Raw genomic sequence first — 11,826 nt, forward strand, 5'->3', positions numbered from 1 at the left:
AAATATTCAAGCGATGAACGGGTGTATTCATGACAGGGTCCATGACGGGGTCTGAAAAAGCTGCCATCCTGCTGCTCTACCTTGGCAACGAGGTTACCAGCAAGGTGTTCGAGCATTTGGATGACGACGAGATAAAGAAGATCAGCAAGAGCATGGCCCACTTGGGCCATGTGCCGCGAAGCACCATCATGGAAGTGGTGGAGGATTTCACCGGCGTTATCAACCCCGAGGCGGGAATTTTCTCCCAGGGTGAAGAGTTCGTCCGCAAGATCCTGGAAAAGGCGCTTGGCCCCGCTAAAGCGGATATGCTCATGGAGGAGTTGCAGGCCTCCAGTTACGGCGATCTGGTGGATATCCTGGGCAATATGGATTCCAAGAGTATCGCCAACTTCCTGTCCCAGGAGCATCCCCAGACCGTTGCGGTCATCCTGGCCAAGCTGAAATCCAAGCAGACCAGCGAGATCATCAGCCTTCTCCCCCAGGAACTTCAGGCCGAAGTCGTATTGCGGATTGCCGATGTCGAGCAGGTCTCGCCGGATATCCTCCAGGAAATCGACGACGTCATCCGGCGGGAAATCAAGTCCATGGGCGGCGTTCAGCGCTACAAGGTGGGCGGTGTCGAGAAGGTTGTGGACATGTTCAACCATTTCGACCGCAGCAAGGAAAAGCAGATCCTCGACAAACTGGATGTGCTCAGCCCCCCCCTGGCCGAGATCATCCGCAAGCACCTCTTTACCTTCGAAGACATCTTCAAGCTGGATGACCGCAGTATCCAGGCCATCATGCGCGAGGTCTCCAACGACACCCTGACCCTGGCCATGAAGACGTCGCCGGACGAGGTCAAGGACAAGATCTTCAAGAACATCTCCAGCCGCGCGGCGGAAATGATCAAGGAGGACCTGGAGGTCATGGGGCCGGTGCGGCTCTCGGATGTGGACAAGGCCCAGTCGGAAATCATCAAGGTTGTGCGCAAGATGGAAGAGGAAGGCAAGATCGTGCTGGCCGGCCGTGGGGGAGACGATGTCCTCGTCTAAGATCTTCAAAGCGGCGCAAACGGAAGGGATCGTCGTCACCGACTACGCCTTCGGCCAGGTCGGCCAGGCGCACGGCGCTGCCCATGAAACCGGCTTTGTGCCCATGGGGCTCTTCGACTCATCGGAGATCGACGCGGCACCGGTTGCCCCGTCTCCCGAAGCGGCCCCGGAGGTTGTGGAGCCCGCCGGGGTGGCCATGACCGAGGAGGAACTGGACCAACAGCTCCGCGATGCCTTCAACAGCGGCCTCCAGGAGGGTAAAAACCTGGCCGAACGCGGCCTGGTGAACGTCTTCAGGTCGCTCAGGACCGCGGCCGAAGGGGTTCGCGACCTGCGGGAGAAGGTTCTGCGGGAGTCGGAGGAAGAACTCCTCAAGCTCGTCATCATGGTCGCCCGCAAGGTGATTCTGCGGGAAGTCAAGATGGACCGCTCCATCCTCGAGGATGTGGTCCAATCGGCCATTGCGGGGCTCTCCGAACGCGACATGGTAACGGTGCGCCTGAACCCTGACGATCATGCGCTGATTACCAGCGGCCATGGGGGCTACTTCCAGCAGGAGTTGAAGAGCGACCGGATGAACTTCAAGGCCGATGCGGCCGTTTTACCGGGCAATTGCCAGATAGATGCCGAGATGGGCACCATTGATGCCAGCGTTGATGGCCAGCTCGACGAGATCTATCGGCGCCTTCTCGAAGAGCGGAGCCGGGCCTCGGCTCCCGACGCCTGAGGCCGGGGAGAGCATGTCGCACCTCAACCTGAAGAAATACCGGACAGCCCTGGAATCGGTCAAGCCGGTAAAATTACACGGCAAGGTCACCCAGGTCGTCGGGTTGGTGATCGAAGGGTATTGCCCGGATACGTCGGTCGGGGCCATTTGCGAGATCAAACCCCAGAACGGGGACCCGATTCCGGCGGAGGTGGTCGGTTTCCGCAACAACAAGACCCTCCTGATGCCGTTGGGAGAGTTGCGGGGCGTCGGATTGGACAGCCTGATCTCCGTCCGGCGGGAAAACGCCACCTTGGGGGTGGGACCGCTGATGCTGGGCCGGGTGATCGACGGTCTCGGCAACCCCATAGACGATAAGGGACCGATCAGGGTGGAGGAGGAGTACCCGATCTACGCAACGCCGGTCAACCCCATGACACGGCCCCCCATCAGAAAGCCGCTCGACCTAGGCATCCGCAGTATCAACGGGCTTCTGACCTGCGGCCAGGGGCAGCGGGTCGGCATTATGGCCGGTTCCGGCGTCGGGAAATCGACACTCTTGGGGATGATCGCCCGCTATACCGAGGCGGACGTCAACGTGATCGCCCTGATCGGCGAGCGGGGGCGCGAGCTGCGGGAGTTCATCGAGAAGGACCTCCAGGAGCAGGGGCTCAAGAAAACGGTGGTGGTGGTCGCCACCTCTGACCAGCCGCCGCTTGTCCGCATGCGGGGCGCCTATATCGCCACCACCATCGCCGAATATTTTCAGCAACAGGGCAAGAAGGTGCTGCTGATGATGGACTCGGCCACCCGTTTTGCCATGGCCATGCGCGAAGTCGGCCTGGCCATCGGGGAACCGCCGACCACCAAGGGCTACACGCCGTCGGTCTTTGCCGCCCTGCCCAAGCTGCTGGAGCGCACCGGCAATTTCCCCGACGGGAGCATCACCGGCCTGTACACCGTGCTGGTCGAGGGGGACGATTTCAACGAACCGATATCGGACGCCATGCGCAGCATCCTGGACGGTCATATCGTCCTCTCCCGAAGCCTGGCGGCGCGCAACATCTATCCGCCCATCGATGTGCTGGCCAGCGCCAGCAGGGTCATGGCGGATGTGACCACCGGCGAGCACCTGGACCTGGCCGGCAAGTTCAAGGAAGCACTGGCAACGCACCGCCAGTCCGAGGACCTTATCAATATCGGGGCCTACAAGGCGGGCAGCAATCCCGGTATAGATTATGCTGTAGCACGCTATGACGGCATGGTGACCTATCTCAAGCAGGCCGTCCAGGACCCGGTGTCCATGTTCGATGCGGTCCAGGGCCTCAAGAAGCTCTTTGAGGCCTGAGCGGCAGACCGAGGTGAGCGTTCGTGAAAGGCAATGGCTTCAAACTGGAGCAGGTGCTCCACTACCGCTGCGAAATCGAAAAGATGCGCAAGCAGGAGTTTGCCTCGGCCAAGCGTGATTTCGAGCATGCGGGCGACCGGCTCAAACGGGAAAAAGAACGGGTGGCAACTCTTGCCGAGGAGTTCAGCCACCGCCAGGGCGAACTGGAAAGCATCCAGGAGATGCGCATGTACGCCGACTTCTTTGCCCGCAAGCGTGAGGACATCAAGCAGCAGAAGGAACGGCTCGATCAACTCGGCACCATCATGAATGATCGGCGAGATTTTTTACTGGCTGCGGCCAAGGACAAAAAAGTGTTGGAATCGCTTAAAGAACAGAAGGCGAAAGAGTTCAAACGGATGATGGACCATAAGGAACAGGCGTTTTTGGACGAAATATCCATCCAGAAAAAGGGTAACAAACCGTGATGTTCCGTCCAGCCAGATTATTGACAAGGGTTTCGGTAGTGGCCGGTTTGGTGGTGGGGATGGTGGCCCTGGAGCCCCCCTGGGCCGGGGCCGAGAGCGGGAGCTCCGCCAGGAGGGGAGCAGGGGGGGGGAAAGAAGCTGCGCAGGATCAGACGTTCAGCGCCTCCCGTGCCGCCCGCGAGGAAAAAGCCATCCAGGATGCGCGCCGCCAGCAACTGGTGACGAAAGAGGCCGCACTGGCCGCCAAGGAACAGGAGCTGAAAAAACTCAGCGCCAAGCTCGAAGCCCAGGTCAAGGCCCTGGAGGAGAGCAAAAAGAGGGTCGATGAGAGCATGAAGGTGCGCTCCACGGCCCAGAAAAAAACGCAGGACGAAAAGATGCAGAGGATGGTCAAACTGTTCAAGACCCTGCGTGGCGAACAGGCCGGCCAATACATTGACAGCTTGCACGAAGACCTGGCCCTGGCGTTGCTGAGTCGGCTGGACACGAAAACGGTGGCGAAACTGGCCCCTTTCATCAACCAGCCGCGGGTCGTCAAGTGGATAAGTGAAAATCTTCGGGGAAGATAAGGAATCGGCTTTTATGGGCACGTAACTGTCCCTGCCTGTAAAAAATCTCGCGAGAAGGGAGGTGAAACGAAAATGGATACAGGACAGATGAGTATGATGCCGGCGAGTGCCGCTGTGGCAACGCTGGTCGCCATGCAGCTGGCTTCTCCCGCAACCGGGTTACCGGAAGGGGAGGGGCAGGCCGGCGGCAATTTCGCCGGGGTGCTGCAAGGGATGACGGACCAGAAGGCGCCTCAAGGGGCGGGGTCCGCTTCCGCCGGCACAGGCGCTCCGGCGTCGGTGCCGCCGGAGAAGGATGGCGGGACCGATGCGGCGACGGTCGCGCAGGATGGCATGAGCGGGCTGATGGCGGGATTGCTCGCGACGCTCGATATGAGCGCCAAACCGCTTGCAACGGGCGCGGAGCCCACTACCGATGTGCCGTCGGCTGGCACTTCGGCCGCAAAGCCACAGGATGTGGCGCTGAATGCAGACGGGATACAGTCGGCCCTGCTGGTTCAGATGAATGGCAGCAGAATGCTGCAAGCGGATGGCACGGTTATGCAGCAGACTGCTGCGGCGCCGGTGCCGGAGGTTGGCACAACGACAGGCGGGACCCAGCCGGCCCTGCCGATTCGGACGAACGGCAGCAGCATGCCGGGGGCCGACGGCACGGCTGCCCAGCCGAATGTCGCAGCGCTGGTGGCGGAAAGTGCCGTTGCAGCCGATGGCGGCGCCATGGCTATCCCGGGGGCGTTGGCCGCAGGAAGCGACGGCGGGCAGAAGCCGGCCGGAGATGCGGAATCGCTGACGGCCTCCCAGGCGGTTCCGGCGAAGAGCCGGTTGCCAGACTTTTCAGCCACGTTGGGGGGAGCCCCCCGGCACGCTTTACCGACGGAGCCGGCGGCAGCACAGCCGGTTATGGCAGCTGCAGAACAAAACGCTTCGACGACGAGCGTTGGCAACCTTGCCACAGAACGTGGCACGGCGTCGAACGGTCAGACCGTGACTGCCGGTGAAGCGACGCTCACCCGTGCCGGCTCGAACACGCCGGGGCAGGTCGCCGCAGAGGTCAAAACGGCACCATCACCGCAGGTGACTGTGGAACAGCAGCAGGCAGTGATCCTGCCACGCTCAGCCGCTCTTGAGGCTGCGCTGGCGGGAGGCCCCACCCAGAAGGATGGCGGCGCGCCGGAACCGGCCAAAACAGTTCCAGCGGCGCCGACGGCGCAGAATGCGCAGGCAACGGAAACGCTCCCGGCCACCGCAGGGAAGGCGGCACCGGATGTGCAGCTGCCGAACCAGGCGGCGGCAACCGCCGATGCCCGTACCAGCCGTGAACAAACACGGATGGCGGCCGATACCGGAGTCGTGCCCGAGGCCGGGAAAAAGAGTGCGGAGCTTGGAGGAGAGACCGCCCAGGCGCGTGTCGAGCGCGAGGCGGTGGCAAAGGCCGTGGAAAGCGCCTCGGTTGACGCGGCACAATCCCCCGGCGATGCGCCGACCGGCGGCGAGTTCAGCAACGGCGGCGAGAAAGGTGCGGCGGACCAGTTTACCAACGGTCAGTTCCAGACCGCCGCGGTGCACCAACAAGGGAAGGTCGAAGGCGCAAGCGTAGCGAGCAACATCGCTGCTCCGCTCCAAAACAGCGGGCAGCGGCCCGTACTTTCCGAGCAGATCATGCAGCAGGTCAAGGACCGTCTCGCGAACCACGAGATCAAAACGGGCACCGACCAGATCGTGCTGAAGCTTTCGCCGGAAAATCTCGGCGACTTGCGGGTGAACATGAGTATGGACGGGCAACGCCTGAAGGTTGAGATCGTGGCGGAAAACCGGATGGTGCGTGACACCCTGCTGCAAAATACCGACTCGCTCAAGGAGTCGTTGGCGCGGCAGAACATCAGCATGGAGTCCTTTGACGTGTCGACCGCCGGTCGTGGCGGAGCGGGCAACCCCGGCCAGGGGCAACAGCAGAATGCCTGGCGCGAGTTTGCCGAGCAGAAACAACAAAACGCCTGGCTGTCGTCGGGCGGCTACCGCCTGCCGGATACAGCAACGGCGGTTTCAAGCCAGCTGGCATATCAAACGCCATCCCGGCACACGATGGTCGATCTTCATTTTTGAAAGAGAGGTGATTTTCAATGGTAAGTAGCGTCACTTCAACAACCACTACCTCGTCGGCCGCGGTCCAAATGCAAAAAGACCTGGGTTTTACCGGCCAGGACTTCCTGAAACTTTTCATCGCCCAGCTGCAGAACCAGGACCCCTTGTCACCCCAGGATTCCTCGGCATTTTTGGGACAACTGGCCCAGATGTCGCAAGTGGAACAGGCCTATAATACGAACACGAATTTGACGAGCCTGCTGACGGCCCAGAATAACGCCACCAGCATGAACAGCGTGTCGTTTATCGGCAAAACGGTCAAGGCGAACGGCAACAGCGTAGCGTTCGACGGAACATCGGCGGCAACACTCCAGTACAACCTCGCCGGCGCTTCGGCATCCTCCACCGTCACGATCACCGATGCATCGGGGAAAACGGTCAGGACCGCCACCGTCGCGGCACAGTCCGCGGGGGATAACACCTTTACCTGGGATGGACGTGACAACAGCGGGACGCTGCTCCCGGCCGGGGCCTACACCTTTGCCGTATCGAGCACGTCGGCCGGCGGTTCTGCCGTAACGGCAACCCCCTACACCAGCGGGACGGTTAACGGCGTGGCCTTTGTCAACGGTGTCCCAGCCCTCACCATCGGCTCCGTGTCCGTGGCGTTGTCCGATGTCCTCAGCGTCAAGGGGGTGTAACCAGAAAAATGGTAGACCAGATTTTTTTCCCAAACCCCGTCCAGCCGGGAAGGCAAGAACGCCCCCAGCCGCAGAAACCGACGAGCGGACAGGTTGCGGATTCTTCGTTTGCCCGCGTACTGGATGGAAAACTCCCGAGCCAAGGGGTAAAGTTCTCGCAACACGCCCAGGAGAGGCTCAAATCGCGTAACATCGTCCTCTCCGCCAACGACATCGCCAACCTTGAAGGGGCCGTCAACAATGTAGCCCAGAAGGGTGGCAAGGAATCTCTGGTCATGATGAAGGATGCGGCACTGGTGGTGAGCATCACGAACCGCACCGTGGTAACCGCCCTGGACAGAAACCAGATGCAGGGCAACGTGTTCACGAACATCGATTCAGCAGTCATCATCTGACAACGAAACAGGGCTGGACCTCCTTGAGGAAGCCCCGAAGCGCCGACCGATTGACGCGCTTCACCCAAACCCACAAAGAATAGAGGAGGCATCACCATGGGTCTTACATCCGCAATGTTTACCGGCGTCAGCGGCCTTCTGGCCAACGCCGATGCCATCAACGTCATAGGCAACAACCTGTCCAACGTCAACACCGTCGGGTACAAGGACTCCCGTACGCTCTTTTCCGACATGCTGTCCCTGAACGTCGGCAACAATTCCCAGATCGGCACCGGCGTGAAGGTGCAGAAGATCGACAACCTGTTCTCGGCCGGGTCGTACGAGAGCAGCACGAACGTCACCGACGTGGCCGTGCAGGGTGACGGCTTTTTCGTACTGGCCAGCCCGAATGCCACCACGGCTACCGCCTCGACGGCATATTACACCAGGGCCGGCTCCTTCCGGCTCGACAGCACCGGCTTCGGCCTGGTGAACCCCGATGGCTACAAGGTGGTCGATACGGCCGGCAACGCCATTGTGTTCAGTCAGACAGCAACGGACGCCGCCGGCAACACCCTTCAGTTCCAGAAGGTTTCCGCCATAGACTCGACCGGCACCCTCTCGCTGCTGTACGCGGACGCCAACGGCAATACGGCCACCCTCCCCTATGCCGGGGCGGGCGTTGCCCCGACACCCGCCTCGACGGCGGTGAAGATGGCCGAGGCCAAGATTCCCAACCCCCAGGGCATGCTTAAGCAGGGGGGGACGCTCTTCACGCTGACCGCCGCCTCGGGTACCCCGACGACTCCGGCGACCGGCGTCTTCGCCAGTGCCAACGGCACCAGCGAAAAGCTCCTCTCCAACGACCTCGAGTACAGCAACGTGGACATGGCGACGGAGTTCGTGAACATGATCACCACCCAGCGGGCCTATTCCGCCAACTCCAAGACCATCACCACGGCGGACCAGATGACCCAGGAAGTGTTGAACCTTAAACAGTAAACAGGCATCGGCACGGGCACCGAGGCGCGTCCCGCAAGAGCGGGACGCGCCTTGAGGCCGGTTTAATTGGTTGCATTGGCATGCAATAAGTTTTAATAAAGATACGACGTTCCACTTTACTGGAATCAGCATTGATGCGCACGGAGGAAGAAGATGGCCAAGGACGATCAGGCTGCTGTTGAAACGGAAGGCGGAGGCGGCAACAACAAGCTGTTTATCATCATCGGGGCTGCCGTTGCAGTAGCGGTTATCCTGGGTGCCGTTGTCTTCATGTTGGGTGGCAAGGGCGACAAGAAGGATAAGAGCAAGGATGAGGCCAAGGTCGAAGGCAAGGCCGACACCAAGGCCGAGGGCGCCAAAGGCGGCGAAGCGGGCGGCAAGGATGGCGCGGCCGCCAGCAACATCTATCCCTTGGAACCGTTCATTGTCAATATCTACGACGGCCAGGAACTGCGCTACCTCAAGGTCAAGGTGGAGATGGAGATGGTCGGGGCCGGGGTCAAGGCGGAGATCGATGCGCGCCTGGCGCCCATCAGGGATGCGATCCTGGTGTTGCTGAGCGCCAAAACCCTCCAGGACATCCAGGACGTGCAGGGGAAAAATCAACTCAAGGATGAGATCCTGGGAGCGATAAACAAGGTCCTCCCGCCCGGCAAGATCGCCAGGGTCTACTTTACCGATTTCGTCGTCCAGTAGGGCAGCGCCGCCGATTATGGAAAAAATCCTCACAAAAGCGGAAATCGAGGCGCTCCTCAACGCCGTCTTCGACGGCAGGATCGAGCCGGAGAAGGAACTGGCCAAAACCGAAGGGACTGCCGTCAGTTACGACCTCTTTAACACGGAGGCCCACAAGGGGTTCGTCCCCAACCTGGATATCGTCTACGACAGCCTGATCCGCTATAACCGCGTCACCCTTTCCAACCGGCTGAGGAAGGTCGTCGAGATCAAGAAGGTCGGCGCCCGCTCTTACAAGTTCGACGACTTTCTCCAGACCCTGCCGTCACCCGCGTGCATGGCCATCTTCAAGATCGAGCCGCTCAAGGGGGCGGCGCTGATCGCCTTTGACAGCCCGCTGGTGTTGGCCCTGGTCGACAGCCTGCTGGGCGGGACCGGCAATTCGAAAGGGCCTGTCGGCAACCGGCTTTTCACCTCCATCGAGGTGCGGCTGATCGAAAAGATCGCCAAGGACATCCTGCAGGATTTCGAGAAGGCCTGGGCGCCGCTCTACGCGACCCACATGAACCTGCTGCGCATGGAGATGAACCCGCGCCTGGTCAACATCGTCCCGCCCGAGTATCAGATCGTGGCGATGTCGCTCAAGATTCAGATCGAAGAAACCGTGGGGAACGTCGTGTTCGCCGTCCCCTACATGACCATCGATCCGATACGGGAAAAGCTCAAGGCGGGCATGCAGTTCGACCTGATGGCCATCGACCCGCAATGGTCGTACCGGCTCTCGTCCGAAATCCTCGAGGCCCCGCTTGAGGTCTCCGTGGAGATGGGCAATGCCAATATTTCCCTGCGGGAACTGCTGGACTTGGCGGCGGGCGATACGATCATGTTGGACAAACCCTGTTCAAGCGAACTGCTGGTCAAGGTTGAAGGGATGCCGAAATACGATTGCGTTCCCGGCATCCGCCATGGCAACAAAGCGATACAGATCACCAAGATAAAAGGGGGCAGCAGTGAGTGACAAGCCTGAAGAGAACGAGCCGGAACAAGATAGGAAGAACCTCGACTTCATCCTTGACATCCCCTTGCAGGTGACCGTGGAACTGGGCCGTACCAAGCTTTTGGTCAAGGACGTTCTCCAGCTTAACCAGGGGGCGGTGGTGGAGTTGACCAAACTGGCGGGGGAACCTTTGGATATCTTTGTCAACTCCAAGCTGGTGGCCCGGGGCGAGGCGGTCGTCATCAACGACAAGTTCGGCGTGCGCCTGGTTGATATCGTCAGCCCCAACGAGCGCGTGGAGAAAATTTTGTGAGAGGTGCGGTTGCCGCACTGCTCCTCTGCCTGCCATCCTTCGCCTGCGCCGAAAGCACCACCGGACAGGAATTCAGTTTTTTCTCCAGCTTTCTTCAGATGATCGCCGCCCTGGCCGTCGTTATCGGCCTGATCCTCGTTACGTGGCACGTTTTCAACAAGTTCACCCGGGGCGCTACGGTTGGCCGGTCCGCTACAAAGCACATCCGCCTGGTGGAAAGCCGCTACATCGCCCCCAAAAAGGCGCTCATACTTGTCGAGGTGGGCGGGGAGTATCTGCTCCTGTCGTGTACCGAGGACAGTCTCAGCCTTATCAAGCAGATCGACATGCTCGAGGAAATAGAGGTCATACCCGAGGGTAAAGGCTCCGAAAAGGGCTTTGCGGGGATTTTGGACAGGCTACGATCATGAAAATGAACAGTATGACGAAAAGGGTATGTTTCCTGGCGGTCCCCGCCCTGGCGGTGCTCCTCTCCGCCACGGCCCTGGCGGCCGAGCCGCTGCCGTTCCCCTCGCTGAATATCGGCGTCGGTACGGCGAGCAAGCCGGGCGACGTTGCCATGACCATCCAGATATTCCTGCTGTTGACGGTTCTCTCCCTGGCTCCGGGCCTCTTGATCATGACGACCTCGTTCACCCGCATCTCGGTCGTGCTTTCCTTCGTGCGCACCGCCATGGGGACCCAGCAGGCGCCGTCCAACCAGGTCATTCTGGCGCTCTCCATGTTCCTGACTTTCTTTATCATGAGCCCGGTCTGGCAGCAGATCAACAAGGAGGCCTACCAGCCCTGGAAGGCCCAGCAGATTACCCAGGATCAGGCAATGGAGCGAGCCGTCAAGCCGGTGCGCAAATTCATGCTTTCCCAGGTCAGGGAAAAGGATTTGGCGCTGTTCGTCAGTCTCTCCAAGCTGCCGCGCCCCAAGAATGCGGACGACATCCCGACCCTGACCATTATTCCGGCCTTCATGATTTCCGAGTTGCGGACCGCCTTCCAGATCGGCTTTCTGATCTATATCCCCTTTATCGTGGTCGACATGGTGGTGGCCTCGGTCTTGATGTCCATGGGCATGATGATGTTGCCGCCGGTCATGATCTCGCTCCCTTTCAAGATTCTCCTGTTTGTGCTGGTCGACGGCTGGGGCTTGGTAATCGGATCATTGGTGAAGAGTTTTGGATAATACACAGGCTCGGGCCACGGCTGTGGCCGCTTTCGACCTTCGCCTTCTCCCGGGCCCCCCGCAGAGGTTTCTATGACACCCGAATTTGTCGTTCAGCTCGCACGCCGCAGCTTCGAGGCGACGCTCCTCCTGGCTGCGCCACTCCTGATTGGCAGCCTGGTGGTGGGCTTGCTCATAAGCATCTTCCAGGCGGTGACCTCCATCAACGAGGCGACCCTGACCTTTGCCCCGAAGATCATCGCCGTGATGGTCGCCATGATAATCTTTTTCCCCTGGATGATGAGCTATATGAGCGATTTTACCCGCGAGGTGTACTCCTTCATCGCCACAATGCGACACTGACGTGGCGACGCATCGCTACCAAGGAGCGTTGCCCGTGGC

General features: G+C 60.3%; 15 protein-coding genes. All 15 read left to right on the plus strand.

What is annotated here, in order from left to right:
* The first annotated feature begins 41 nt into the window (after window positions 1–41).
* Window positions 42–1,034, plus strand: coding sequence for a flagellar motor switch protein FliG (fliG, locus tag F6V30_RS03440; RefSeq protein ID WP_149308268.1), 993 nt, complete (start codon window positions 42–44; stop codon window positions 1,032–1,034).
* A complete protein-coding gene (locus F6V30_RS03445; RefSeq protein WP_191965566.1) occupies window positions 1,021–1,761 on the plus strand; it encodes a FliH/SctL family protein in 741 nt (246 codons plus the stop codon). The genes fliG and F6V30_RS03445 overlap by 14 nt, the downstream gene beginning before the upstream one ends.
* A 13-nt stretch (window positions 1,762–1,774) precedes the next feature.
* Window positions 1,775–3,088 carry a FliI/YscN family ATPase gene (locus F6V30_RS03450; protein ID WP_151155091.1) on the plus strand — a complete coding sequence of 438 codons (1,314 nt, stop codon included), beginning with the start codon at window positions 1,775–1,777 and terminating at the stop codon, window positions 3,086–3,088.
* 23 nt (window positions 3,089–3,111) lie between these two features.
* Window positions 3,112–3,555 (plus strand): flagellar export protein FliJ, encoded by a 444-nt coding sequence (fliJ, locus tag F6V30_RS03455; protein ID WP_246163167.1) that lies wholly within the window; start codon window positions 3,112–3,114, stop codon window positions 3,553–3,555.
* Complete coding sequence (locus F6V30_RS03460; RefSeq protein ID WP_151155092.1) at window positions 3,552–4,124, plus strand: hypothetical protein; 573 nt, start codon at window positions 3,552–3,554, stop codon at window positions 4,122–4,124. Before fliJ ends, F6V30_RS03460 begins: the two co-directional genes overlap by 4 nt.
* Window positions 4,125–4,196: 72 nt before the next feature.
* The gene (locus F6V30_RS03465; RefSeq protein WP_151155093.1) at window positions 4,197–6,227 is read left to right on the plus strand and encodes a flagellar hook-length control protein FliK; all 2,031 of its coding nucleotides are present in this window, start codon (window positions 4,197–4,199) and stop codon (window positions 6,225–6,227) included.
* A 17-nt stretch (window positions 6,228–6,244) separates the two neighbouring features.
* Window positions 6,245–6,907: a flagellar hook assembly protein FlgD gene (locus F6V30_RS03470; protein WP_151155094.1), complete on the plus strand. Its 663-nt coding sequence runs from the start codon at window positions 6,245–6,247 to the stop codon at window positions 6,905–6,907.
* An 8-nt stretch (window positions 6,908–6,915) separates the two neighbouring features.
* Window positions 6,916–7,302 carry a TIGR02530 family flagellar biosynthesis protein gene (locus F6V30_RS03475; RefSeq protein WP_151155095.1) on the plus strand — a complete coding sequence of 129 codons (387 nt, stop codon included), beginning with the start codon at window positions 6,916–6,918 and terminating at the stop codon, window positions 7,300–7,302.
* Between the two features lie 96 nt (window positions 7,303–7,398).
* Complete coding sequence (locus tag F6V30_RS03480; protein WP_151155096.1) at window positions 7,399–8,283, plus strand: flagellar hook-basal body protein; 885 nt, start codon at window positions 7,399–7,401, stop codon at window positions 8,281–8,283.
* Window positions 8,284–8,436: 153 nt separating this feature from the next.
* Window positions 8,437–8,979, plus strand: a complete 543-nt coding sequence (locus F6V30_RS03485) for a flagellar basal body-associated FliL family protein (protein ID WP_151155097.1) — start codon at window positions 8,437–8,439, stop codon at window positions 8,977–8,979.
* Window positions 8,980–8,995: 16 nt separating this feature from the next.
* Complete coding sequence (gene fliM / locus F6V30_RS03490; protein ID WP_151155098.1) at window positions 8,996–9,976, plus strand: flagellar motor switch protein FliM; 981 nt, start codon at window positions 8,996–8,998, stop codon at window positions 9,974–9,976.
* On the plus strand, window positions 9,969–10,268 hold the full coding sequence (fliN, locus tag F6V30_RS03495) for a flagellar motor switch protein FliN (protein WP_149308287.1): 300 nt from the start codon (window positions 9,969–9,971) through the stop codon (window positions 10,266–10,268). The genes fliM and fliN overlap by 8 nt, the downstream gene beginning before the upstream one ends.
* A complete protein-coding gene (locus F6V30_RS03500) occupies window positions 10,265–10,678 on the plus strand; it encodes a FliO/MopB family protein (RefSeq protein ID WP_151155099.1) in 414 nt (137 codons plus the stop codon). Before fliN ends, F6V30_RS03500 begins: the two co-directional genes overlap by 4 nt.
* 11 nt (window positions 10,679–10,689) lie before the next feature.
* Window positions 10,690–11,445, plus strand: coding sequence for a flagellar type III secretion system pore protein FliP (fliP, locus tag F6V30_RS03505; RefSeq protein WP_151155100.1), 756 nt, complete (start codon window positions 10,690–10,692; stop codon window positions 11,443–11,445).
* A gap of 72 nt (window positions 11,446–11,517) precedes the next feature.
* Complete coding sequence (gene fliQ, locus F6V30_RS03510; RefSeq protein ID WP_149308291.1) at window positions 11,518–11,787, plus strand: flagellar biosynthesis protein FliQ; 270 nt, start codon at window positions 11,518–11,520, stop codon at window positions 11,785–11,787.
* Window positions 11,788–11,826 lie beyond the last annotated feature (39 nt).

This window comes from Oryzomonas sagensis (genome assembly GCF_008802355.1).
Lineage (GTDB): Bacteria > Desulfobacterota > Desulfuromonadia > Geobacterales > Pseudopelobacteraceae > Oryzomonas > Oryzomonas sagensis.